At 63.7% G+C, this 23,560-nt stretch carries 29 protein-coding genes; 13 read left to right on the forward strand and 16 right to left on the reverse strand.

What is annotated here, in order from left to right:
• Both O7A61_RS20645 and O7A61_RS20650 read left to right on the forward strand, forming a co-directional pair.
• Positions 1 to 217, forward strand: a 217-nt coding sequence (locus O7A61_RS20645) for a hypothetical protein (protein ID WP_337131381.1), incomplete at its 5' end; no start/stop codon positions are given.
• 58 nt (positions 218 to 275) lie between these two features.
• A complete protein-coding gene (locus O7A61_RS20650) occupies positions 276 to 662 on the forward strand; it encodes a hypothetical protein (protein WP_337131382.1) in 387 nt (128 codons plus the stop codon).
• A gap of 78 nt (positions 663 to 740) precedes the next feature.
• Here O7A61_RS20650 and O7A61_RS20655 read toward each other — a convergent pair whose 3' ends face one another.
• Positions 741 to 1,025 (reverse strand): hypothetical protein, encoded by a 285-nt coding sequence (locus O7A61_RS20655; protein ID WP_027142321.1) that lies wholly within the window; start codon positions 1,023 to 1,025, stop codon positions 741 to 743.
• Positions 1,026 to 1,217: 192 nt separating this feature from the next.
• Positions 1,218 to 3,503 carry a glycine--tRNA ligase subunit beta gene (gene glyS / locus O7A61_RS20660; RefSeq protein WP_337131383.1) on the reverse strand — a complete coding sequence of 762 codons (2,286 nt, stop codon included), beginning with the start codon at positions 3,501 to 3,503 and terminating at the stop codon, positions 1,218 to 1,220.
• A gap of 194 nt (positions 3,504 to 3,697) precedes the next feature.
• Between glyS and O7A61_RS20665 the strand changes: the two genes are divergently transcribed.
• Complete coding sequence (locus tag O7A61_RS20665) at positions 3,698 to 3,874, forward strand: hypothetical protein (protein ID WP_181165842.1); 177 nt, start codon at positions 3,698 to 3,700, stop codon at positions 3,872 to 3,874.
• 3 nt (positions 3,875 to 3,877) lie between these two features.
• Here the strand turns inward: O7A61_RS20665 and O7A61_RS20670 are convergent, their stop codons facing one another.
• Positions 3,878 to 4,822, reverse strand: a complete 945-nt coding sequence (locus O7A61_RS20670; protein ID WP_337131384.1) for a glycine--tRNA ligase subunit alpha — start codon at positions 4,820 to 4,822, stop codon at positions 3,878 to 3,880.
• A 198-nt stretch (positions 4,823 to 5,020) separates the two neighbouring features.
• On the opposite strand from O7A61_RS20670, the gene O7A61_RS20675 reads away from it, so the two are divergent.
• Positions 5,021 to 5,482: a GNAT family N-acetyltransferase gene (locus O7A61_RS20675; RefSeq protein ID WP_337131385.1), complete on the forward strand. Its 462-nt coding sequence runs from the start codon at positions 5,021 to 5,023 to the stop codon at positions 5,480 to 5,482.
• 100 nt (positions 5,483 to 5,582) lie between these two features.
• On the opposite strand, the gene O7A61_RS20680 is transcribed toward O7A61_RS20675, so the two are convergent.
• The 5 genes from O7A61_RS20680 to O7A61_RS20700 all read right to left on the reverse strand — a co-directional run bounded on the left by O7A61_RS20680 (position 5,583) and on the right by O7A61_RS20700 (position 10,439).
• The gene (locus O7A61_RS20680) at positions 5,583 to 7,358 is read right to left on the reverse strand and encodes a tetratricopeptide repeat protein (protein WP_337131386.1); all 1,776 of its coding nucleotides are present in this window, start codon (positions 7,356 to 7,358) and stop codon (positions 5,583 to 5,585) included.
• A gap of 142 nt (positions 7,359 to 7,500) precedes the next feature.
• Entirely contained in the window at positions 7,501 to 7,950 is a 450-nt protein-coding gene (locus O7A61_RS20685; protein WP_337131387.1) for a DUF1284 domain-containing protein, read from the reverse strand.
• The gene (locus tag O7A61_RS20690; RefSeq protein WP_337131388.1) at positions 7,947 to 8,540 is read right to left on the reverse strand and encodes a biotin transporter BioY; all 594 of its coding nucleotides are present in this window, start codon (positions 8,538 to 8,540) and stop codon (positions 7,947 to 7,949) included. Before O7A61_RS20690 ends, O7A61_RS20685 begins: the two co-directional genes overlap by 4 nt.
• A gap of 106 nt (positions 8,541 to 8,646) precedes the next feature.
• Complete coding sequence (locus tag O7A61_RS20695; RefSeq protein ID WP_337131389.1) at positions 8,647 to 9,315, reverse strand: GntR family transcriptional regulator; 669 nt, start codon at positions 9,313 to 9,315, stop codon at positions 8,647 to 8,649.
• 107 nt (positions 9,316 to 9,422) lie between these two features.
• Entirely contained in the window at positions 9,423 to 10,439 is a 1,017-nt protein-coding gene (locus tag O7A61_RS20700) for a polyprenyl synthetase family protein (protein ID WP_337107884.1), read from the reverse strand.
• A gap of 190 nt (positions 10,440 to 10,629) precedes the next feature.
• On the opposite strand from O7A61_RS20700, the gene O7A61_RS20705 reads away from it, so the two are divergent.
• The 6 genes from O7A61_RS20705 to moaB all read left to right on the forward strand — a co-directional run bounded on the left by O7A61_RS20705 (position 10,630) and on the right by moaB (position 14,334).
• On the forward strand, positions 10,630 to 10,854 hold the full coding sequence (locus tag O7A61_RS20705) for a putative signal transducing protein (RefSeq protein WP_027142312.1): 225 nt from the start codon (positions 10,630 to 10,632) through the stop codon (positions 10,852 to 10,854).
• Positions 10,854 to 11,654: a tRNA1(Val) (adenine(37)-N6)-methyltransferase gene (locus O7A61_RS20710; RefSeq protein ID WP_337131390.1), complete on the forward strand. Its 801-nt coding sequence runs from the start codon at positions 10,854 to 10,856 to the stop codon at positions 11,652 to 11,654. Before O7A61_RS20705 ends, O7A61_RS20710 begins: the two co-directional genes overlap by 1 nt.
• A 77-nt stretch (positions 11,655 to 11,731) precedes the next feature.
• Entirely contained in the window at positions 11,732 to 12,595 is an 864-nt protein-coding gene (locus O7A61_RS20715) for a S49 family peptidase (protein WP_337131399.1), read from the forward strand.
• An 83-nt stretch (positions 12,596 to 12,678) separates the two neighbouring features.
• The gene (locus tag O7A61_RS20720; RefSeq protein WP_027142309.1) at positions 12,679 to 12,864 is read left to right on the forward strand and encodes a membrane protein; all 186 of its coding nucleotides are present in this window, start codon (positions 12,679 to 12,681) and stop codon (positions 12,862 to 12,864) included.
• Positions 12,865 to 12,890: 26 nt separating this feature from the next.
• Positions 12,891 to 13,778 (forward strand): 4-(cytidine 5'-diphospho)-2-C-methyl-D-erythritol kinase, encoded by an 888-nt coding sequence (locus O7A61_RS20725; protein WP_337131391.1) that lies wholly within the window; start codon positions 12,891 to 12,893, stop codon positions 13,776 to 13,778.
• Position 13,779: 1 nt separating this feature from the next.
• Positions 13,780 to 14,334 carry a molybdenum cofactor biosynthesis protein B gene (gene moaB, locus O7A61_RS20730; protein WP_337131392.1) on the forward strand — a complete coding sequence of 185 codons (555 nt, stop codon included), beginning with the start codon at positions 13,780 to 13,782 and terminating at the stop codon, positions 14,332 to 14,334.
• A 29-nt stretch (positions 14,335 to 14,363) separates the two neighbouring features.
• Here moaB and O7A61_RS20735 read toward each other — a convergent pair whose 3' ends face one another.
• A complete protein-coding gene (locus tag O7A61_RS20735) occupies positions 14,364 to 14,891 on the reverse strand; it encodes a glycosyltransferase (RefSeq protein ID WP_337131393.1) in 528 nt (175 codons plus the stop codon).
• A 151-nt stretch (positions 14,892 to 15,042) separates the two neighbouring features.
• Between O7A61_RS20735 and O7A61_RS20740 the strand changes: the two genes are divergently transcribed.
• Both O7A61_RS20740 and O7A61_RS20745 read left to right on the forward strand, forming a co-directional pair.
• Positions 15,043 to 16,197 (forward strand): PA0069 family radical SAM protein, encoded by a 1,155-nt coding sequence (locus O7A61_RS20740; protein WP_337131400.1) that lies wholly within the window; start codon positions 15,043 to 15,045, stop codon positions 16,195 to 16,197.
• Between the two features lie 153 nt (positions 16,198 to 16,350).
• Positions 16,351 to 17,049: a ribonuclease HII gene (locus O7A61_RS20745; protein WP_337131394.1), complete on the forward strand. Its 699-nt coding sequence runs from the start codon at positions 16,351 to 16,353 to the stop codon at positions 17,047 to 17,049.
• A 119-nt stretch (positions 17,050 to 17,168) separates the two neighbouring features.
• Here O7A61_RS20745 and O7A61_RS20750 read toward each other — a convergent pair whose 3' ends face one another.
• The 7 genes from O7A61_RS20750 to O7A61_RS20780 all read right to left on the reverse strand — a co-directional run bounded on the left by O7A61_RS20750 (position 17,169) and on the right by O7A61_RS20780 (position 22,735).
• Positions 17,169 to 17,660: a F0F1 ATP synthase subunit B gene (locus O7A61_RS20750; RefSeq protein WP_027142303.1), complete on the reverse strand. Its 492-nt coding sequence runs from the start codon at positions 17,658 to 17,660 to the stop codon at positions 17,169 to 17,171.
• Positions 17,661 to 17,670: 10 nt separating this feature from the next.
• Entirely contained in the window at positions 17,671 to 18,270 is a 600-nt protein-coding gene (locus O7A61_RS20755; RefSeq protein ID WP_337131395.1) for a F0F1 ATP synthase subunit B, read from the reverse strand.
• A 62-nt stretch (positions 18,271 to 18,332) separates the two neighbouring features.
• Entirely contained in the window at positions 18,333 to 18,557 is a 225-nt protein-coding gene (locus O7A61_RS20760) for a F0F1 ATP synthase subunit C (RefSeq protein ID WP_013896722.1), read from the reverse strand.
• A gap of 85 nt (positions 18,558 to 18,642) precedes the next feature.
• On the reverse strand, positions 18,643 to 19,401 hold the full coding sequence (locus tag O7A61_RS20765; protein WP_027142301.1) for a F0F1 ATP synthase subunit A: 759 nt from the start codon (positions 19,399 to 19,401) through the stop codon (positions 18,643 to 18,645).
• 57 nt (positions 19,402 to 19,458) lie between these two features.
• The gene (locus tag O7A61_RS20770) at positions 19,459 to 19,860 is read right to left on the reverse strand and encodes an AtpZ/AtpI family protein (protein ID WP_027142300.1); all 402 of its coding nucleotides are present in this window, start codon (positions 19,858 to 19,860) and stop codon (positions 19,459 to 19,461) included.
• Positions 19,861 to 20,117: 257 nt separating this feature from the next.
• A complete protein-coding gene (locus O7A61_RS20775) occupies positions 20,118 to 21,299 on the reverse strand; it encodes a cell wall hydrolase (protein WP_337131396.1) in 1,182 nt (393 codons plus the stop codon).
• Between the two features lie 143 nt (positions 21,300 to 21,442).
• Positions 21,443 to 22,735, reverse strand: coding sequence for an MFS transporter (locus tag O7A61_RS20780; protein WP_337131397.1), 1,293 nt, complete (start codon positions 22,733 to 22,735; stop codon positions 21,443 to 21,445).
• A gap of 116 nt (positions 22,736 to 22,851) precedes the next feature.
• On the opposite strand from O7A61_RS20780, the gene O7A61_RS20785 reads away from it, so the two are divergent.
• Positions 22,852 to 23,560 (forward strand): LysR substrate-binding domain-containing protein (locus tag O7A61_RS20785; RefSeq protein WP_337131398.1); only part of this gene is annotated, 709 nt, incomplete at its 3' end.

Below are 23,560 nucleotides of genomic sequence, written 5' to 3' on the forward strand. Positions count from 1 at the left end.
CCGCGCCTGCAGTGCAAGGGAAAGCAGCGGCACCGGCGGCAGCCGCACCACGGCCGGCAGCCCGACAGCCCGCTTCAGGAGCCGGCAAGGTCAAATAGCGACCTCGCCAAACCGGGCAGTCAAAATGCTCGGCTGCTTGACGGCGGTCTGGCGCGCTGCGCACCATCGTCAGGCGAATTTCGTCCGGCGTATCTCGCCGATCGGCGCTGCGGCCTGAATTTAGCCAAGCGGCTTCGGCAGACGGGATTGCATTGTTCAAGGCAAGGGGGTTGCTCATGAAAACATCGAAGACCGTTACAGTGGCAGGGCTTCTGCTGGCGTCATTGCTTGGCGGCGCGGCTCATGCGGACGACATGCTGGGGTCCTATGTCGCTCGCATTTCCGACCGCGATCACCAGGCGAGCGACGGCTATGCGCTGGACGGCGCCGCGCAGATGGTGCGGCAGGACCGCGCCAACTGGCATAAATTCCATCGCCGCGACAGCGACGACGAGGGTGATGCCTGGTTCAGGACCAACGATCAGCGCGCCGACCTGCAGCGCATGCTGGAGCGCCCCGGCGCGATGAGTTCCTCGACCAAGCGCGCCATCGTCAACGGCGAGCCGCTGATCCAGGTCGACGTCTATGAAAACAGCGTGCGCGTCAGCATTCTGGAGAACTGATCAAATCAGTTTGAAAAGACAACAAAAAGGGCGGCGCCAAAGCACCGCCCTTTCATCGAGAAAACCTGTCACCTGAAATCAGGCCGCTTCTTCCTTGTCGTCGTCTTCTTCGTCGGACTCGCCGTCTTCGGATTCTTCTTCGCCCTCGGCGTCGTCGCCTTCGGCCTTCACAGCGTCATCGGCGTCGTCTTCGTCAGACTCTTCGCCGTCTTCATCATCGCCATCCTCGTCTTCATCAGACAGATCCGCGGCTTCGACCGTGGCGGCGGCGGCATGATCGAGGGCGGTTTCGGAAGCGGATTCAAGCGCCTCGGCGGGGGCCGAGGTTTCTTCTGTCACTTCGATTTCGTGATCGGAATTCATGGAAGCCTCCGTTGGGTTGGGGAACATGTCCCTTTTGCCACGGAGAGATCATCGTCATATGACTGTAAGCCGGCTCGAACTACCGGCTGGAAGATATTTTTCGTGGGCCTACAGCCCGGTTTATCCCTGCATGATGTTTATCCCTGCATGATCTTGTCCGAAACCGGTGCCCACTTTTCGGGATCATGTTTCTCAGCCGGCGATTTTCGAGAAATCCGCGACCTGGCCGGTAGCGGTCCGAATACGGGCAAGCAGCGCAAGACGGTTGGCACGTACCGACAAGTCCTCATCATTCACGAGAACATGCTCAAAGAATGAATCAACGGGTTCACGCAACACGCTAAGCGCCAGCATGGCAGCGGAAAAGTCTTGGTTTTGAATCGCTTCGCCGGCTTGCTTCTCGGCCTGATTCACCGCCGCAAACAGCGACTTCTCGGCATCTTGCCGGAACAACGCCGGCTCAACGGTTTCGGCGACCGCCGTTTTCTTCTTCTCTTCGGCGGCCAGGATGTTGGCGGCACGCTTGGTGCCGGCGAGCAAATTCTTGCCGTCCTCGGTATCAAGGAAAGAGCCAAGCGCCTCGACGCGGCGCACGATCTGCAGGAGGTCGTCGGACTGCGGCGTGATGACGGCATCGATGAGATCGTGCCGTGCGCCCTGGTCGCGGAGATACACTTTCAGGCGGTCGTGGAAGAACGAAAGAAGGTCGGAAGACTTCGCATCGTCTCCCATAATCTCGATCTCTGGGCCTAGATAAAGGCTGAGTCCCTTGCGGACACATTCAACCAGTTGGAGCCGCAACTGATTTTCCAGCACTAGCCGGATGGAGCCTAGCGCCGCACGACGCAGGGCAAATGGATCGCCCGAACTGGTTGGCTTCTCGTTCACAAACCAGAAACCGGTGAGCGTGACAAGCTTGTCGGCAAGCGCCACAGCGACGGATACCGGATCGCTCGGCACATAATCGGATGGGCCTTGCGGCTTGTAGTGCTCCTCGATTGCTGCGGCGACACTCGCATGCTCGCCCTGTAGCAGCGCGTATTTGCGGCCCATCGTGCCTTGCAGTTCCGGGAATTCGCCGACGACTTCGGTGGTGAGATCGGCCTTGGCTAGCACGGCGGCGCGGCGTGCGAGCGCGGTAATCTCCCCCCTTGAGGGGGAGATGGCCGGCAGGCCAGAGAGGGTCGTCTCGCGTGGATCGGCGACCCCCTCTGTCGCCTTCGGCGACATCTCCTCCTCAAGGGGGGAGATAGACAGCGCCACGATCGGCGCCAATTCTTGCGCCAGCCGGGCAATCCGCTCCACCCGCTCGCCCTGCGTGCCGAGCTTGGCATGGAAGGTGACATTGAGATGGTCGAGCCGGGCCATGCGCTGGTCGAGCGGCTTCTTCAGATCGAGCCCGAACTTTTCAGCCGATGCTTCCAGCTCAACGAGATCAGGCAGATCACCCTGGTCCGTCTTCCAGAAATAGAGCGCGTCGGACAGGCGGGCACGCACCACCTTGCCGTTGCCGTGCGCGATTTCCTTGCCGCCGTCACTGGCTTCGATGTTGGCGGTGAGAATGAAACGGCTGGAGAGCGCCTCGCCTTCCCCCTGCGGCCGCGTCACGAAGCATTTCTGGTTGGCGCGGATGGTCAGGCGGATCACCTCCGCCGGAATGGCCAGGAAAGCCTCTTCGAACTCGCCCATCAGCACGACAGGCCATTCGACCAGCCCGGACACTTCTTCAAGCAGTCCCTCGTCCTCGACAAGGTCGAGCCCGTTGGCGAAGGCGAGATTGCGGGCGTCGGCAAGGATGATCTCCTTGCGCCGGTCGGCATCGAGCACGACCTTGGCCGCCTCCAGCTTCGACACATAGTCGTCGAAGCGGCGCACGGTGATTTCGCCCGGCGCATGGAAGCGGTGGCCGTAGGTGATGTTGCCCGAGCGGATGCCGTCGATCTCGAAATCGACCACGACCGGCTCCTCGGTCTCGGGGCCGAAGGTGCACAGGATCGATTGCAGCGGCCGCACCCATCGCAGCGAGCCCGGCTTGGCCGAGGCCGGCCCCCAGCGCATCGACTTCGGCCAGGGGAAAGTGCGGATGATATCTGGCACCAGACCGGCGATGATCTCTTCGGCCGCCCTGCCCGGCTTCGAAATGTGCGCGACATAGAAGTCGCCCTTCTTCGGGTCGGAATGGACATGCGCCTCGGCGATCGAAGACAGCCCGGCCTTGCGCAGAAAACCCTGGACCGCCTGTTCAGGCGCCGATGTCGACGGCCCCTTGATATCCTCGTGAATATCCTTCGAGCGTGCGTTGAGGCCACGGATATCGAGGGTGAGGCGCCGCGGCGTCCAATACTCACGCGCCGCCTCGTAGGTCAGCCCCGCCTCGACCAGACCGTCGGTCAGCATCTTCCTCAGATCACCCGCCGCCTTGCGCTGCATGCGAGCGGGAATCTCTTCCGAGCGAAGTTCTAGAAGCAGATCAGGCATGGTTGGGGCTCACGCGGCAAAATGGTCCGCGCGGGGCATAGCAACTCGGCTGGCCGCTGTCACCCTTTCCAGAAATTTTGGCCACCTTGTCGGGACGAGCCGATGCCGCTCGTCCTTGAATCAAAGATTTCCATGAACCGAACGCAGCGCTGAAGCGACCCACGCTCAGGCAGGGAACTATTGGCTGAACGATCATGAAAACGGCATCCAGACTTCTTCAGATCCTCGCGCTCAGCGCCTGCTTCGCCGCGCAGGCTCACGGCGCCTTCTCGATGCCGGGCGTGCGGCAGGCGCTGCGGACAATGGCTGGTCCGAGCGGCCAAATCCTGCCGCCGATCAACGCTTCCCTCGAAATGATCAACGGCGGTTGAGACTCAGGCCGCCAGGCCACCGGCCTGCGTCTTCAAGAACGCCTCGCCGCAGGCTTTCGCCAGATTGCGCACCCGCAGGATGTAACTCTGCCGCTCTGTGACCGAGATCACGCCGCGCGCGTCGAGCAGGTTGAAGACATGGCTCGCCTTGATGCACTGGTCATAGGCCGGGAAGACCATCTCGTGCATCGGCAGATTGTCGTTTGAGGCCGGCGCGCCGGCCTCAAGCAGCGCCTTGCACTCGGCCTCGGCGTCCTCGAAATGCCTGAGCAGCATCGCCGTGTTGGCGTATTCGAAATTGTGGCGCGAATATTCCTGCTCGGCCTGCAGGAACACATCGCCATAGGTGACCTTGTCGGCGCCCTCGCGGCCGTTGAAGTTGAGGTCGTAGACATTGTCGACGCCCTGCACATACATGGCCAGGCGCTCCAGGCCGTAGGTGAGTTCGCCCGCGACCGGCGCGCATTCGATGCCGCAGACCTGCTGGAAATAGGTGAATTGCGACACTTCCATGCCGTCACACCAGCATTCCCAGCCGAGGCCCCAGGCGCCCAGCGTCGGGCTTTCCCAATCGTCCTCGACGAAGCGGATGTCGTGCAGCAACGGGTCGACGCCTATCGCCGCAAGCGAGCCGAGGTAAAGCTCCTGCAGGTTCGGCGGATTGGGCTTCAGGATCACCTGATACTGATAGTAGTGCTGCAGCCGGTTGGGATTCTCGCCGTAGCGGCCGTCCTTCGGACGTCGCGATGGTTGGACGTAGGCGGCGTTCCAGCGCCTGGGCCCGAGCGCGCGCAGCGTCGTTGCGGGATGAAACGTGCCGGCCCCGACCTCCATGTCATAGGGCTGCAGGATAACGCAGCCATAAGCCGCCCAGTAATTGTGCAAGGTCAGGATCAGCCCCTGGAAGGAGCGGCTGGGATGCATATGGGCTGATATTTCAATCGTCACGGTGGCCTCGGCGACACAGGCTAGCTTGCGGCCACGTCCTAGAGACACGGCGGCAAAGCGTCAAGCAACGCGCGTCCGATGCCGGCCGTCGTGAGCATGCCGGGCGATGTTGAAAACTTTGCGTGCGACTGGCCCATTGCTCGCCGCCACGCTCCGCGATCCAACAAAGCGTCCGCTTCAAGCACAGCAGGTTCAGCCATGTCCAACCCGATCACCATCCGCCCCGTCACGCGCCAGGATTTCGACCGATGGATGCCGCTGTGGGACGGCTACAATGCGTTCTATGGCCGTTCGGGCGAGACGGCGCTGGCAAGCGATATCACCGCGATGACATGGTCGCGCTTCTTCGACGCCCACGAGCCGGTCCATGCGCTGGTCGCCGAGAGCGGGAGCCAGCTTCTTGGCCTCGTCCATTACCTGTTCCACCGCAGCACCACGGCGATCGCGCCGAACTGCTATCTGCAGGACCTTTTCACCAACGAGGGCTCGCGCGGCAAAGGCATCGGCCGGGCGCTGATCGAAGGCGTCTACGAGCGCGCGCAGGCGGCCGGTTCCGGCCGGGTATATTGGCTGACGCATGAAACCAATCACACGGCAATGAAGCTCTATGACACGGTCGGCGAACGCTCGGGCTTCGTCGTCTATCGTAAGATGTTCTGAGGACGTTTCCGGCGCGCCGGCAGGCATTTTTGAGCGGAACGGATATCAAAACGAAAACGGGGCCCTGAGAGCCCCGTTGGCATTCCAAAAAAGGCGATTTTCAGCCCTTGGGGGCTGGAACCGGCTCCGGCTTGACCTTCGGGGTCTCCTGCGCCGTGTTGGATTCGATCGGCGGCAGGCCCTTCATCAGCTTCTGCTGCAGGGTGGCCAGCACGTCGGGATCGGGCTTCAGGTCGCGGGCCTGGTTCCACTGGAAGGTGGCTTCCAGCTTGCGGCCGACGCGCCAATAGGCGTCGCCGAGATGGTCGTTCAGCACCGGATCTTCCGGCTTCAGCGCGACCGCGCGTTCCATCTCGCGCACGGCGTCATCGAAGCGGCCGAGGCGGAAATAGGCCCAACCCAGGGAATCGACGATGTAGCCGTCGCTTGGCCTGAGATCGACGGCCTTCTGGATCATCTCCAGGCCTTCCTTCAGGTTGGTGTTCATGTCGACCCAGGAATAGCCGAGATAGTTCAGCACCTGCGGCTGATCCGGCTGCAACTCCAGCGCCTTGCGGAAATTCGGCTCGGCCTTCGGCCATTCCTTCAGCCGCTCATAGGCGATGCCGCGCTGATAGAAGATGTTCCAGTTGGCGGCGGTTGGCGTCTTCAGCGCCTCGACGGCCTTGTCGTAGAGATTTGCGGCGGAGCGGAAATCATCCTTCGAGGAGTAGACCCCGCCAAGCGCCAGATAGGCGCGCATGTCGTTGGGATGGGCTTCAACGAAGGCCTTCAGATGCGTGATGGCCTCGTCATGGCGGTCGAGGTCGGCAAGATTGAGGCCAAGCTGCAGGTCCGAAATCTCCTTCAGCGGCGAAGAGTCCGGGATGCGCCGATAGAGCGCGATGGCGCCCTCGCCGTCCTTCAGCTGCTCGGCGACGGCGGCGAGCTGCACGAGGGCCGCGTCGCTGTCCGGCTTCAGGGCCAGGGTATATTGCAGATAGAGGCGCACGAATGGCTCGCCGCCGCCGCGGTTGAGCGCGGTGGCAAGATCGAGCAGGATTTCGGAAGCACCGTCGGACGGACCGGACACGAAGGGCGCAATCTTGTCGCCCTTGCTGATCCTGTCACGCAAGGCGACGATTTCCAGCTTGCCCGGCGAGAACGCCTCTGCCTGGTCGAGCACCGAGATCGCCTTGGCCTTGTCACCCTTGCGGGCCAGGAACGATGCATAGGCCTGCGCGTTGCGCATCCAGGTTTCAGGCGCCGCACCGCCGGCCGTGGTATCCTGCATCGTCGCCGCGTAGATCGCCTCGGCCTTTTCGGGCATACCAGACGCGTCGGCGATCAGGGCGCGGTGGAAGGATTTGAACAGGCCGAACCAGTCCGGCCCCTGCAGCTTGTCGATCGAAGCCATCGCTTCGCTGGCCTGACCGGCACCTTGTTCGGCCCAGCCCGACATGACGCCGGAGATCAGCCGGTCGAGGTCGGATTCCAGCGACAGCTTGAGCCAGTACTGCGCCTTGGTGAAATCCTTCTTGTGGAAGGAATCGACGGCCAGCGCCAGGCGCGAGAAGCGCTCCACATCGGGCACTTCCTTGAGCTTGTCGGCATAGACCAGCGATTCGTCGAAGCGGCCTTGCGCGATCAACGATAGCATCAGGCTCTGCTGCAGTGCGGTGTCGCTCGGATTGAAGGCCAAGGCCTGCTTGTAGTACGCGATGGCGCTGTCGAGGTCGTTGTCGCCCTCGGCGATCCGGGCAGCCAGATAAGCGCCCGAGAACGACGAGATCTTGACCGGTTCGGTGGATTGCTTGGCATAGGCCGGCAAAGCCGAGATCGCCATGCCCGTCACAATTGCCAGCCTTGTCAGCCAGCGCGCACGTCCTTGCTGCATCATATCCCTTTCAGCCAGGCGCCATCTCCGCGTCAGCGGATCGACCCAGACTCGATCTTTCCAGGCAAAGCATGGCCTTTTTGGGGTCGCGCTTCAATCCGCCCGAAATTCACAATCGGGTCACCCGATTAACAAAGCATGGCTAAAAGGGACAGTTTTGCGTCTCAACGGGCCGTTGCAACCGCGTATCGCGATAGCCGCCACTTGCCACCGTGCCGCACAGCCCGCTCCATTCGCAGCCCCCGCATGCCTTGCGCACGTGGCCGGCCGAAAACGCCTGCCGCAGCCGTATCAGGGTCGCGGCATCGAGATCGAGGCGGACGCCGTCCCGGATCGGCCGAGCCAGCAGCGCTTCCACATCATCGCCGGCCTGCCGATCCCGCCCGGCCGCGCTGTCGCGCAAGCAGTGCGGTTCCGGTTCGCCAAGAAACGGGGCGCAGATGTCGTCCGGGCCGGAGACGAGGAGGATGTCCTCGCCCCGGCTCAGGCGCTCCGCGATCCCGTCATAATTGGCGGTGAAAGCGGGGCTGTATCCCTTGCCCACATAGGTGAGCAGGCAAAGGAGATGATGGGCGCGAAGCCTGATCGTCACGGCTTCGGCAAGTTCATCTTGCCACGCGGGAGCGCCGTCAGCGTCGCGGCGCCAAGCGCCGACTTCAGCAATCCGCCGACGATGAACGGCACGAAGCCGAAGGTGATGGCCTTCTCGGCGCCGATCATGACGGCAAGCCAGGCCGTGCCGAGAGCCAGGCAGGCGACGTTGCCGAGCAGCATGGCCGCAAAGGCAAGCAAAACCCTGTTGCCGTTCCAGCCGCGTTCGGCCAACCAGCCGACCAGCGCGCCGATGATGGGGAAGACAAAGAGATAGCCGCCCGTCGGGCCGACGAAATGCTGTATGCCGGCAGCGCCGCCGGCCAGGACCGGGAAGCCGACAGCACCTTCGACCAGCCAAGCGGCGATCGTCACCGCGCCAAGCCGCCAGCCATAGAGCGCGCCGATCAGCGTTACCGCGAAGGTCTGCATGGTCACGGGAACAGGCACCATCGGCACCTCGATGTAGGAGGAGAGCGCCAGGAAGAGCGTGCCGAGCACGACGGCGCCGGCCTGCCAGCCGAGCGATCGCTGCTGGGGGCGCAGCGGGCTGAAGGACGGTCTGGCGGGCGAGAATGCGAGGTTGGTCATAGGCTTCCCTTTGGTCAATCGAAATTATAGATAATTTATGCTTTCGATCTATTATCGAATCCACATTTTTGGAGCGATAGCAAGCCCAGGCTTGGGAAAAGGGCGCTTAACCCACGATCGCGAAGGCTTCGCGCGTGGCGCCGGACGCTGTCCTGACCGGCTTGCGGCCTATCCATTGGACATGCCGTCCCAGTGTTGCCGCGGCCGATTCGGTATTTCCCTGCCGCAAGGCGCTGAGGATCGCCCGGTGGTCCTGATCGGTGCGCGCCTCCCACTCCGAGCGCCATGCCGCGAACAGGAAGCGCGCGCTTGCCGCGTGCAGGTCGTCTATGGTGGCAAGCAGGCGCGGCATGCCGCATGGCGCCAGGATCAGCCGGTGAAAGGCGCGATTGGCCTCCTCCCACGACCTGACATCGCGGGATTTGTCGCCGGCCTTGGTCGCCTCCTCGGCCTGGTCGAGAATGGCCGAGGTCAGATGCGGCGCGGCGTGGCGCAGTGCCAGCACTTCGAGCGCCGCCCGCATTTCGGCGACCTCCTTGACCTCACCCAGATCGAAGGCCGCCACGCGCACGCCACGGCGCGGCTCGCTGACGGCGAGCCCCTGCGCCTCAAGGCGGCGGAAGGCCTCGCGCACGGGAACATGGCTGGTGTTGAATTCCTCGGCGACGTGATCCTGCCGCAGCCTCGCCCCCGGCTCGATCGCGCCGGAAATGATGCGATCCGCCAATACCTTGCTGATGCGCACCGCTATGGTGTCGTCCGTGCCCTTTGCCATGATTTATAGATAATTTGCGGCAAGGCGGCTTGTCGAGACGGCAGGGTCGAATTCCCAGGCGTCTTTTCACTGGCGCAGCCCCGGGAGCCCAGCGAAAGCCGGTCGCCTCAGTTCACCCGGCTGATGCAGAAATCGATGACGTCGATCAGCGCCGATTTCTGCGGCGTCTCTTCCAGAGGCGCCAAGGCGTCGCGGGCGATCTCGCCGAAATGGCGGGCGCGCCCGATCGTGTCGGCAATGGCGCCATGGCGGGTCATCAGGCCGATCGCCTTTTCCAGCCCGGCGTCGTCGACCACATTGTCCTCGATGGCACGCTTCCAGAAGGTGCGTTCGGCCTTGCTGCCGCGCCGGTAGGCGAGGATGACCGGCAAGGTCACCTTGCCCTCGCGGAAATCGTCGCCGACATTCTTGCCGAGATCCTTGCTGGTGCCGCCATAGTCTAGCGCATCGTCGATGAGTTGGAAGGCAAGACCGAGATTCATGCCGTAGGAGCGCAGCGCAGCGCGATCGTTGCGGGTCGCCTGGGCGATAACCGGGCCAACCTCGGCGGCGGCCGAAAACAGCGCGGCGGTCTTCGCCTTGATGACGGCAAAGTGCTCGTCCTCGGTGGTTTCGAGGTTCTTGGCGGCGGCAAGCTGCATGACCTCGCCCTCGGCGATGATCGAGGCGGCGCTCGACAGGATGTCGAGCGCTTCGAGCGAGCCGACATCGACCATCATGCGGAAGGCCTGGCCGAGCAGGAAGTCACCGACCAGCACACTGGCCTGGTTGCCCCAGATCATGCGGGCGGTCTTCTTGCCGCGCCGCATTCCGCTTTCATCGACAACGTCGTCATGCAGAAGCGTGGCCGTATGCATGAACTCGACCGAAGTGGCGAGCTTGACGTGGCCCTCGCCGGCATAGCCGAACATCTGCGCCGCAGCCAGCGTCAGCATTGGCCTGAGCCGCTTGCCGCCGGACGAGATCAGGTGGTTGGCGACTTCGGGAATCATCTCGACGTCGGAGCCGGCCTTGGACAGGATCAGTTTGTTGACGCGCCCCATATCGGCCGCCGTCAGATCGATCAAATCCTTGATGGAGGCGGGCTCCCGCTTCCCGTTTTCGATGTTGAGAACGACACCCACGACAATCACTCCCGTCTTGGTATAACGCGTGCGACGGCACCCTTAGTCCCGGCACGGACTCTAGGGCGGCGGGCACGGCCACGGCAAGTGGCGAATTGGCGCGGCGGCGACGACAGCCTGTCAACGTCGACACATGCGGGAGTGCGGCCCGCACGTTTACATGCATGCTGCAACCTGCGAGTTTCTTGCGATGATAGAGCTAATCCGCACCAACGACGCCGTCATCATCTCGTTTGTCGAATCGCTGATGCGCGACGCCGGCATCGGCTGCTTCGTCGCCGACCAGAATATGAGCGTGCTCGACGGCTCGCTCGGCATCCTGCCGCGGCGCGTCATGGTCGACGCCGACCAGGCCGACGCAGCGCGACGCATCCTGACCGACGCCGGCATCGCCAACGAGATCCGCCAGAAATAATGTCCGCCGCGCCAGCCACCCTTGACACGGATATGCCGGCCCATACGGTCGATGCCTTCCACCTCGGCCGGTTCTGGCTCGTGCAGCCCAAGCATGGCGGCCATCGCGCCGGGATGGATGCGATGATGCTGGCCGCATCGGTGCCCTCCTCGTTTGGCGGGCGGCTCGCCGATTTCGGGGCCGGCGCCGGTGCTGCCGGTCTGGCGGTGCTGTCGCGCTGTCCGGACGCCCAGGCTGTGCTGGTCGAACGCGCGCCTGAGATGGCTGCCTTCGCGGCGGCCACGCTTGCCCATCCCGGCAATGCGCATCTCAGCGATCGTGCGGCCGTGCTTGTCGCCGATGTCACCGTTTCGGGCCGGGCCCGGGCCGCCGCCGGCCTTGCCGACAATGATTTCGACTTCGTCATCATGAACCCGCCTTTCAACGCCGCACGGGACCGCGCCACATCGGACCGCCTGCGAAAAGAGGCCCATGTCATGGAGGATGGCCTGTTCGAAAACTGGATCCGCAGTGCGGCAGCGGTTGTCAGGCCGCGCGGCGGGCTTGCCGTGATCGCCCGCCCCGAACAGCTCGGCTCCATTCTCGACGCGATTTCAGACCGCTTCGGCGAAGCCGAGATGCTCGCCGTGCACCCTCGCCCGGACGCGGCGGCGATCCGCATTATCGTGCGGGCGGCGCTTGGGGCGCGGGGAAAGCTCGCCATCCGTCCGCCCCTGATGCTTCACGCGCGATCGGGCAACGGCCCCGACGAGCGCAGCGAAATGATAACCAATGGGCTCGCCTCGCTGTTCGGAGACTGAGCTGTTCGCGGCCTGAACATTGCCGTTGGCCGGGAAATCACTACATGCCTGCAACCATCGCCGGAGACCACTTCATCGTGAAACGTCTTTTCAACCGTCTGCTGCCGAAGTCCTGGCGCTCCACCGTCGACACCATTCCGGTCATCCGGCTGCACGGCACCATCATGGCCGGCGGCGGTCCGTTCCGGCCGAGCCTGTCGCTTGCCTCCACCGCCGGGCTGATCGAGAAGGCGTTTTCCTTCGACGCGCCGGCAGTCGCGATCTCGATCAACTCCCCCGGCGGCTCGCCGGTGCAGTCGCGGCTGATTTTCAAGCGAATTCGTGACCTTGCGGTCGAGAAGAACAAAAAGGTGCTTGTCTTCGTCGAGGATGTCGCGGCGTCCGGCGGCTACATGATCGCTGTCGCCGGCGACGAGGTGTTCGCCGACCCCTCCTCCATCGTGGGATCGATCGGCGTGGTGTCGGCCTCGTTCGGTTTCCCGGAACTGATGAAGAAGATCGGCGTCGAGCGCCGTGTCCACACCGCCGGCCAGAACAAGGCGGTGCTCGATCCGTTCAAGCCCGAGAAAAAGGAAGACGTCGAGCGGCTGAAGGTGCTGCAGCTCGAAGTGCACGAGACCTTCATCGATCTGGTCAAGGAGCGGCGAGGCACGAAGCTGGCGGACGATCCGGAGCTGTTCACCGGACTGTTCTGGACTGGCAAGAGAGGCTTGGAACTCGGCCTCATCGATGCGCTCGGCGACATGCGCACGGTGCTGAAGACCCGCTTCGGGCCGAAGACCCAGCTCAAGCTGATAACGGCGCCGCGCGGTCTGTTCGGCCGCTTCGGCCTGTTCGGCTCGAGCAAGGGCTTTTCAGCGCCCGATATCGCCGCGGCAGCGGCCAGCGGCGTCATCGATGCGGTGGAAGAGCGCGCATTGTGGGCGCGCTTCGGGCTTTGAAAAAGCCATGAAAGCGTCTAGCATGGTTGCCCGAAAGACCCGACCGGCCGCCCTTACCGGCCCAACGTGGTAGGAGTTTTGACATGCCGCAACTCATTTTCTTTGCCGTCGTCGGCATTGCCGCCTATTTCGGCTACCGCACCTTCCTGCGCGAGGCTGAGCGCGTGACGGCCAAGGTACGGCGGACCGAAAAGCAGGCGGCCAACGGCGCGATGGGAACGCTGGTCAAGGATCCGAAGACCGGCGAATACCGGCTGGCCAAGGACTGACCCTCATTTCACTCGCAATCGAGATTGTGAAGCCCGGTCCGCATGTCCGGACATGGGCAGCACCCGCCAAGATAAACCTTGCCCTGCACGTCACCGGCAGGCGCCCCGACGGCTATCATCTCATCGAAAGCCTGGCTGTGTTCACGCGCTTTGGCGACAGTATCGAGATCGCGCCGGCTGAAGGCGACGATTTCACCGTATCCGGCCGCTACGCGCCGGACGTTCCGCCCGATGGTGACAATCTGGTGCTCAAGGCACGCGACGCGTTGCGGCAGGCCGCCGGTCTTCGGAGCGCGCCGCCCGTGATCATCAGGCTCGAAAAGAACCTTCCAGTCGCGTCCGGCGTGGGCGGAGGGTCGAGCGACGCGGCGGCCGTGCTGCGCGGGCTGGCCGACAGCTGGGGGCTGGACATCGCTAGCGCCGAGCTGGCGCGGATCGGTCTCTCGCTTGGCGCCGATGTGCCGATGTGCCTGGCGGCAAAGCCGCTGGTGGCGCGCGGCATCGGTGAGGAGTTGTCGATGGTGCCGGATTTTTCGGCGCTGGGTTTGGTGCTGGTCAATCCGGGCACGCCGGTCTCGACGGCGGAAATCTTCGCAGCACTGTCCCGGCGCGACAATGAGCCACTGCCGCCGCTGCCGCGCAGCATCGAGTTTCACAGCCTGCGCAACTGGCTGGAGATCACCCGCAACGATCTCGAACCTGCGGCCCTTGCGATGCGGCCCGCCATAGGCAGGGCGCTTTCATGGCTTGACAAGGCGGGATCGGGTTTTTCACGAATGTCCGGATCGGGCGCGACATGCTTCGGCCTGTTCGAGACCGGCAATGTCGCCAAGCGCGCGGCCGCCGAGATCCGCAGCCGCCAGCCCGACTGGTTCGTCGCGGCAACACGCAGCATTGCATCGGAGGCTGAGTGAGATGGCCAGGATTGACGAGAGCCGTGCCTTCATTCCGGTGCGCATCGCGGTGCTGACGGTTTCCGACACACGCAGCCTCGCCAACGACAAATCCGGCCAGACGCTGGCCGATCGCATTACCGAGGCCGGCCACATCCTGGCCGGCCGGGATATCGTCACCGACGACCGCGAAAAAATCCGTGACACCGTTCTGGCGTGGTCGCGGGACAAGGCCATCGACGTCGTGATCACCACCGGCGGAACCGGTTTCACCGGCCGCGATGTGACGCCCGAGGCGGTGGAGCCGATTTTCGAAAAGCGCATGGATGGCTTTTCGGAAGTTTTCCACCGCATCTCCTACGACAAGATCGGCACCTCGACGATCCAGAGCCGGGCGACCGGCGGCGTCGTCAACGCCACTTTCGTCTTCGTGCTGCCGGGCTCGCCCGGCGCCTGCAAGGATGCCTGGGACGGCATCCTCAAGGCACAGCTCGACTACCGGCACATGCCCTGCAACTTCGTCGAGATCATGCCGCGCCTGGACGAACATTTGCGGCGCGGCAAATCGGCCCCTTAAAAGCAAGGCCACGCAGAGCAGCTGCAAAATCAACTCGGAGAGCGCTGCGCCTGCCTCGGTGGCGCCACCCAGATCTCGGCGTCGAGCTTCTTAGTCGCCAGACCGCGCGCCAACGCCTCGGCGCTGCCGGCAGTCTTGGACAGAGATGCCGCCTGCCGCTTGCTGATCACCAGTCCGTCGGCGAGAGTACGGTTTGCGGAAAAGACCCGGGCCAAGAACGGCGTACGGCTGCCCCGCGCCCGCGAGAACCGGGCGGCCATGGTCTGCCTGGCCGTATGGGCGACGACCGCGTCGATCCAGCCCTCTACCAGTCTCGCACCCGGTTCGAGAAACAGCAGCCAGTCACCCTTGGCCTGGCGGATGCCGGCGGCGATGCCGCCGCTCCCCACATAGTGGCAGCCGGCATGCTCGGCGACACGATGCGTGTGGTCGGTGGAACCGGTGTCGCAGACGACGACCTCGCGCACCACGCCCTCGACCGCGCCGCCAATCAGCGTCGCCAGCGTGCGGGCGAGACCCTCCTCGTCATTATGCGTTTCGATGAGAACACTGAGCATCGTGAGCCGAATAGCGGAAACCACTGACCGACGCCAGTTTTTGCATCGCGCCACAGAAAAGTTCTTGCTTTGTTCTCATCAATAAAATAGGAACAATTTCATGAGCAGAGCGATTCGACACAACATGGACAGTCCCTGGGAGCGGGCGAAGATGGAACCGATCATGCGCGCCGATATTGCGGCCTTCGGAGCAGGACGAGCCGAGATGGCCAACGCGATGATCGAGCAGAGTGGCATGCGGGTCCGTCCGGACCGCAACCGTGGCCGATCGGCGGGCATCAATCCGTCTGGCCGGTTCGAACCTGTCAGCCGGCATGTCTTCGACGATGGGTGGAGTTCGCTGGAGGAGTTGCCCCCGTTCAAGACCGAGGTGCAGGTGGAGAAGCCGCGCACCATTATCACTCGCAACGAATCGCCCGACATCTCCTTCGACCGGTCGATCAATCCCTACCGCGGTTGCGAGCACGGTTGCGTCTATTGCTTCGCGCGGCCGACGCACTCGTTCATGGGCCTGTCGCCGGGCCTGGATTTCGAATCCAAGCTGTTCGCCAAGCCGGATGCGGCACGCCTGCTCGACAAGGAGTTGTCGAAGGATGGCTACCAGCCGCGCACCATCGCCATCGGCACCAACACCGATCCCTACCAGCCGATCGAGAAGCAGTACCGGATCATGCGCGAAATCCTCGAAGTGCTGGAGGCACGCGGTCATCCGGTCGGCATCGTCACCAAGTCAGCCCTGGTGGTGCGCGACATCGACATTCTGTCGCGCATGGCCGAGCGCGGGCTCGCCAAGGTGGCGCTGTCGGTGACGACACTTGACCGCATGCTGGCCAGGACGATGGAGCCCCGCGCATCGACGCCGACCAAGCGGCTGGAAGCGATCAGGCAGCTTTCGGAAGCCGGTATCCCGGCTTCGGTGATGGTGGCGCCGATCATTCCGGGCCTGACCGACCAGGAGATGGAACGCATCCTCGACTCGGCACACCATGCCGGTGCGCGCGAGGCCGGCTATGTGGTGCTGCGCCTGCCGCTGGAGGTCAGCCCGATCTTCAAGGACTGGCTGCTGCGCCACTATCCCGACCGCTATCGCCACGTGATGTCGCTGAGCCGTTCGATGCGCGACGGCAAGGACTACGATTCGGAGTGGGGCAAGCGCATGAAGGGCGCGGGACCCTATGCATGGCAGATCGGCCGGCGCTTCGAGATCACCGCCAAGCGGCTCGGCCTCAATGCCGAACGACGCACGCTGCGGACCGACCAGTTCGTCGCGGCCGGTAAGGACCAGGAGCAGTTGATGCTGCTCTGAAGCCGAAAAACACCGCGGCTGTTCATTGCCGCCGTGGCGAAAAAATCCCGTCCGGCCTGCCCCGGCCTGCAGACGGTGCCCTCCCGGTCCGGCGCCCCACCCGACCCGGAGGGACTTGCGGAGAATCAGAGCCGATGCGAACCTCGCCGCAACATGGCTCGCGCGCGTTCTGATTCTCCGCCTCTCTTCGAAATCGTCGAGAAACCCGATTTCTCCTTCGAGACGAAGGCGATGGCCGATGGCCTGTGGCCGGTCGCGGGGATGGACGAAGCCGGCCGTGGCCCGTTGGCCGGGCCGGTGGTCGCGGCGGCAGTGGTACTCGACCCCGCCAACATTCCCGAAGGGCTCGACGATTCCAAGCGGCTCAGCCACTTGCAGCGCGAAGCGCTGTTTCTGCACATCATCGGCTCCGCGCTCGGCGTCTCGATGGCGTCGGTCAGCGCCGAAGGCATCGATGGCAGCAACATCCTCAAGGCGAGCCTCGAAGCGATGCGCCGCGCACTTGTCGGGCTGCCCATCCAGGCAAAGCTCGCGCTGGCGGATGGGCGCGACGTGCCGCCGGGACTGCCCTGCGAAGGGCGCGCGCTGATCAAGGGCGACCAGCGCTCGCAGTCGATCGCCGCAGCCTCGATCGTGGCCAAGGTCATGCGCGACCGCATGATGTGCGGCTGCGGCAATCATCACGACCGCTACGGCTTCGAAGTCCATATGGGCTACGCCACGGTCCGGCACCGTACGGCGATCGAGGCGCATGGCCCTGTCGCTCGGCTGCACCGCACCTCGTTTGCGCCGTTCAGGTTGGGCGGCGCCGAGGTGACGGAAGAAGAAGAAAGCTTCGCCGGGCTGGAGTAAAACGACGGCAGCGGTGTCGGCCGATCTCCCCCCTTGTGGGGGAGATTGGCAGCGTTGACGCACCGCATAAAAAAAGCCGCCAGGTTGCCCGGGCGGCTCTTCAATATTGATCGTTCAGCTCAGTTCAGCTTCGCCTTCACATCCTGCAGCGCGGACTTGAACAGGTCGGCTCCGGCCTTGGCGTCGATCTTGCCGGCAAGCAGCGCGCGTGCCGCCTCGACAGCGATGTCGACGGCGCTGGCGCGCACTTCGCCGATCGCTTCGCGTTCGGCCTGGCCGATCTTCTGCTCGGCAAGCGCGGTGCGCCTGGCAACGTAATCCTCGGTCTTCTTGTGGGCATCGGCGGCCAGCAGATCTGCCTCGCGCTTGGCGGCCGCGACAATGTCGGCAGCTTCCTGCTCGGCTTCCTTGCGCTTCTTCTTGTACTGACCGAGCAGTTGCTGAGCTTCTTCGCGCAGCTTGCGTGCCTCGTCGAGTTCACTGCTGATCCTGGCGGCGCGGGCGTCGAGCGCCTTGGCGATCATGCGGGGCACCTTGATGTAGACGGCGATGCCCAGGAAGATGATCAGGGCAATCGTGGCCCAGAGCGTTGCGAGAGATGTAGCGTCCATGATGCGCTCCTCACCGGGCCACGGATTTGACCGCGGCCGCGATCTCGGCCTTGCTGGCCTTGCCGCCAACCAGTGCCTCGACGATCGCCGAAGCGGTGTCCTCGGCGATGCTGCCGACTTCCTTCATGGCATTGGCCTTGATGGAAGCAATGCGTGCCTCGGCCTCGCCAAGCTTGGCGTCGAGCGCGACCTCGATCTTCTTGCGCGCGGTCTCGGCTTCCGCCTTGGCCGCATCGTTGGCCTGCTGGCCGATCGAGTTGGCGTTCTTCTTGGCTTCAGCCAGTTCCTGCTCGTAAGCGGCAACGGCGGCGTCGGCCTCGCCCTTCAACTTGGCTGCCTGGTCGAGATCCTGGCTGATGCGGTCGTTGCGGACATCGATGATGCCGCCGACGCGCGGCATCACGACCCGCTTCAGGAAGAGGTAGAACAGCCCGAACGTGATCGCCAGCCACAGAAGCTGCGACGGAAACGTCTCCGGATTGAATGGCGGAAACGTGCCGTGCGCTTCGGCAGGCACGCTGGTGCCGGAATGCGTTTCGCCTCCGGTCGCAGCGTGGCTGGTGTCGGCTGATGGCGCGGACTCTTGCGCGAAGGCAGATGTCACGAACATGGACTATCCCCAGATATCAGGCCCGCCGCTAGCGCGGCCGGCCTGTCCAATCTTCTCAGTACTCAGCCGAACAGGGCCAGCAGCGCGATGAGAAGCGAGAAGATGCCCAGAGCTTCGGTCACGGCGAAGCCGAAAATCAGGCGGCCGAACTGGCCGTCGGCAGCCGACGGGTTGCGCAGCGCGCCCGAGAGGTAGCTGCCGAAGATGTTGCCCAGGCCAATGCCCGCGCCACCCATGCCCAGGCAAGCGATGCCGGCGCCGATGTACTTTGCTGCTTCTGCGTCCATTTGTTCAACTCCTTTGGATCTAAAAATTCCGTTGCGATTTCATCCGGCACCAATGTTGAAAACTCTTGGGCCGGAACTCTTGGCCTCAGTGCCCGGGATGCAGGGCGTCGTTGAGATACATGCAGGTCAACACGGCAAAGACGTAGGCCTGCAAAAAAGCGACCAGCAGTTCAAGCGCCGTCAGCGCCACCGCCATCGCCAACGGCAGGATCGAACCCGCCACACCGACCGCGCCCAGAGCGGAGAGGCTGACGACGAACCCAGAGAACACTTTGAGCGTGATGTGGCCGGCAAGCATGTTGGCGAACAGACGAACCGAGAGGCTGACCGGGCGCGACACGAAGGAGATGACCTCGATCAGCACCACCAGCGGCAGCAGGAACACCGGCACGCCATGCGGCACGAACAGCTTGAGGAAACCAAGACCATGCTTCATGAAGCCGTAGACCACCACAGTTCCGATCACCAGGGCCGCGAGGCCGAAGGTGACGATGATGTGGCTTGTGACAGTGAAGAAATAGGGAAACAGGCCGAGCAGATTGGCGACCAGCACGAACATGAACAGCGAGAACACGAAGGGGAAGAACTTCATGCCCTGCGTGCCGGCGGCGTCGCGCAGCATGTTGCCGACGAATTCGTAAGCCATTTCGGAGACCGACTGCAGTCGGCCTGGCACCAGGCTGCGGCTCGACGTCGTCAGGAACAGGAACGCCGCGGCAACGACTACGGTGGCGACCATGAACAGGGCGGAATTGGTGAAAGACAGGTCATAGCCGCCGATCTCGATCGGTATCAGCTTGTTGATATGGAACTGGTGGATCGGATCGACCTTGTCAGCTGCCACGTTCAAACCCCGTCAATGCCGCGTACGGCTAAATTACCATTGCCGCCTGAAGGGCGGTCATTTGCTGTCGTCCCGGTCATGGCGCGGCTTGGCACCTTGTCCGAATTCCGCCACAACGCCAGCCGAACGCATGACATTGAGGACGCCGGCGCCAAAACCAAGCAGCAGGAAAACGATCAGACCCCACGGCGATGTCCCCGCCATACGGTCGATGATCCAGCCGATGCCGGCGCCCACCACCACCCCGGCGATAAACTCGCTGGATAGTTTGATCGCCTGACCGTATCCGGTCACTGGTTTCGCGTCGTCTTTCCCCTCGAGCCGGTTCGGCAGCCTTGTCGCAAGCGATGCTCCAAGTTCACGCCGACGTCGCTCAAGATCGTCGTCGCGGATTTCGGGGTCATGCTCTTTGCCGCGGCCGGTTTCTCCGGTTCCGTCTGGCCCTTTTTTTTCGGCCATCGCAACCCCCCTGCCCGGGCAGACCGTCACCGTCCGTCCGCTTCTAAAGTCGCCGGCAACATAGTTAGAGGGTTTGCGCCCGTCAAGCCACGGACGGAACTTCCGAGCTGTGTATTTTAGACAATGAAATCAATGTACTAGCAAGGTGCGACATCGTGCCCGCGGCGATCAGGGGGATGCGCCGCGCGAATCCCCCAGACAATGGCTCTCCGATCGACCGTGCGACCGCGCGAAAAGAACGGCGGGCGGCGGGCCGCTCAACTCCAGCCGCCACCATAGGTCCGGTAAAAGATATGCAGGCCGATCTTGGTCATCTTCTGCATTGTGCGCGCCCAGCCGGGATGGACATAGTTGGCATAGTAGTGGGTGGACGATCCTACTTCCGGAATGAAGATCTTGCCGGCGGTGACGGCCATGCCGATGTCCTGCGCGGTCTGGTAGGCGACAGGATTGTCGATGCGCTTCTTCCTGCCGTCGCAAGCGAATGAAAACTGACAGCGGTTGAACCAGCTGTCGTTCTGGTAGACGACGCCGCAGATCGAATTGGGATAGGCGGGATTGCGGACCCGGTTGAGGATCACCTGGGCAACGGCGGCCTGGCCGCGCACCGCTTCGCCGCGTGCCTCGAAATAGATGCCGTTGGCCAGGCATTTCTGCTCCGGCTTGGAGAAGACGCCGGCAGGAAGCGGATTCTGGATCCAGGCGTGGTCGCCCTTGGCCATCGGCGGAATGAAGCGGCCGCTGTTGGGCTGCTCGTCCTGAAGCAGGGCTTCAAAGGGCGAGGCCTTGGCATAGTCCGGCGCGGATTGCGCATAGGCGGTCGCCAGCACATCGGGATGGTCGTTGTTGACCAGGGCGGCAAGCATGGCCGGAACGCCGGGATCCGGCTTCCTGTCCTCACGCGCGTGGAAGGCCGCGGCGATCTGGATTTCCTTGCCTTTGATCCGAGGCTTGGCGAATGCCATTTTCAGGTCGCTGTCCATGCTCGGCCGCATCAGCGAAGAGGTCCGCTGGAAGATCGAGCCGGCATTGAAGTTCTTCGGCGGCGCTACGGGAGAGACCTGGACGATGCGGCCCTTCTTGTCGGCGCGCACGACGCGATCCTCGTCGGGCGACCCGCTGACCTTGCCGCCCTTGCCGCGGAACGAAACGGAGCCGATGCCGGGAAGGCGAACGCCGGAACCCGAGATCGAGCCGGTGATGTCGGACTCGACGAACGGCATCTCGGCCGCGTGGACCGAACCGGCGACGGATTTCTCGACATAGGAGTTCCAGCGCGCGGTCGGCGATTCAAGGCCGGAAACGAGGCTGGTCATGTCCTGGTAGGCGGCGACGGTCGGAAAGCCGATCCAGATACCGAGACCGATGATGAACGGAGACACAAGGCTGCGTTTCTCACCGGCGGCGGCCATCAGCCGCTTCAACACACGTCGATGCACGGAACTCTCTCCAGGAACGCAACTGACCCCACTGGAGAGCAAAATGATGCATTAACCTTGATGGGACGTTAACGGGATCGGTCGGGTTTTCCCGGTCGGCTCAAGGTCGTGGCTTCGAAGTCGGGCGGTTTTGCGGCGGGAACTCAGGCCCGCGGCAGGAAGATCGGCCAGGCGATCAGCGCGCAAACCGCGGCCGACAGCCAGACGCCGGGCCAGGACCAGAGGTGCAGCAGCCCCGGAATGGCTACCGGCACCAGGAAGAAGCCGACGAAGACAAAGCTGTTGGCGAGGCTGAGCGCGGTTCCGACATGGCCGGGACCGGCCAGCGTGGCAAGCTCGGTATAGGCAACGCCGTGCCAGGCGGAGACCGAGATGCCGACGACGACAAGCACCAAGGGCAGGACGGCGATCAGGACGGATTGGCTGCCAGGCATTGCGGGTACGGCCAGAACCAGCACCCAGAGCATCACGAAGGCCAGGGCGCTCAGCGCACTGCACAAGCGAAGAAACTGACGGCGGTTGCCGTGGCGGTCGGTGAAGCGGCCGCTCCAGACGCGCATGACCATGGCACCGACCTGTACCGCGGCGAGGCTGGTGCTGATCGCCGTCGTGCCAAGTCCGGCAAAGTCGTGCAGGAACACCGATGCGAAAGTGAGGACCGCCACTTGCGGAAAACAGAGCAGGCCGATGGCGGTCGAGATGCGCCAGACCTCTGTGTTGCGCAACGGTGCCGGACCGGCCACGCCAGACGGAACGGCGTGGCCGCCACCCGCCGCCGGCGGTTCGTGCAGCCAACGCCAGGCGAACAGGGCGGAGAGAGCGGATGCCGCCGCCAGGAGCCCGAACACCGCGGCAAAACCGAGAGCCAGGGCAAGCGAAGGCAGGACGAGCGCGCCGAGGCCGCCGCCAAGCGGCACCGCCGTCTGCCTGATGCTCATGGCAAAACCGCGCTCATTCTCGCTGAACCAGGCCATGATGGCGCGACCGCTCGAACCGTTGACACTGCCGCCGAGCAGTCCCGTGACGAGCAGGCTTGCCGCCAGCAGCGTGACATCGGGAATGCCCGCCCTTGTCGGCACCACGAGCATCGCCATCGCAAGCAGCCACGCCGCCGTCGCGCCAAGCCCGATCAGAAGCACGCGGCGATCCCCCCAGCGGTCGGTGAGCAGACCCCATGGCAGTTCGCTGAGCGCAACCCCCAGCCCGAGAAGGCCGAGCGCCAGGCCGAGTTCGGCATTGTTCAAGTGATAACCTTGGCGAAGCACGACCGCCGTGGCCGGTATGCCCGAGAAAGTGGCCGAGAAACCGGCGTTCGCGGCAACCCCGATACCCAGGACCTTCCAGCGATGATTAGGCCCGAAGGTCCGGCCGGCCGGGGTGGTGGCGGCGCCTCGCCCGGATGGCTGGCAATCGTTGCGAATGATGGTGGCAGACATGATTCCATTCCCGTGACGCCGGTCGAGCGGCCTTGACGGGAGGGATGTAGCGCCATAGCTTCATCCATAAAATCAGGAAGTTTTTGATTAATAATCCTGAAAACAAGGACGATCCAATGCGACGTGTCACATTCGATCTTGACGTGCTGAGAACTTTCATCACCGGGATGGAACTGGGAAGTTTCGCCAGGGCAGCCGAGCGGCTTGGCCGCTCGACCTCCGCCGTCAGCGCACAGTTGAAGAAACTGGAGGAGCAGGCCGATACGCCGATCTTCCGCAAGGCGGGGCGCGGCCTGTCACTGACCGAAGCCGGCGAGACGATGCTCGGCTATGCGCGGCGCCTGATCGAGCTCAATGACGAGGCAGCATTGGCCATCCGTGACGTCGAATTGGAGGGCTGGGTGCGGCTCGGCCTGCAGGAGGATTTCGGCGAGGCCGTGTTGCCGGAAGTGCTCGGGCGCTTCGCCCGTGCCCATCCCAAAGTTCGGATCGAAGCACGGATCGGGCGCAGCCACGAATTGGCCGAGCGTGTCCTCTCCGGCAATCTCGACATCGCGCTCGCCTGGCATGACGGCACGACGCTGCCATACAGCCGGCATGTCGCCGACGTGCAGGCGCGCTGGATCGGCCCGGCAAAACCGATGGAGGCAGGCCCCCGCACTGACGAGACGCTGCAACTGGTTGTGTTCGAGGCGCCTTGCCTGCTGCGCACCGTGGCGACCGAGACGCTGGATCGTGCCGGGCGGCCCTGGCGCATGGCGTTCTCCAGCCCTAGCCTGGGCGGTATATGGGCGGCGGTGGCGGCAGGCCTCGGGCTGACGATCC

Origin of the sequence: Mesorhizobium sp. Cs1321R2N1 (assembly GCF_037179725.1) — a bacterium.
In the GTDB taxonomy this organism is placed as follows: domain Bacteria; phylum Pseudomonadota; class Alphaproteobacteria; order Rhizobiales; family Rhizobiaceae; genus Mesorhizobium; species Mesorhizobium salmacidum.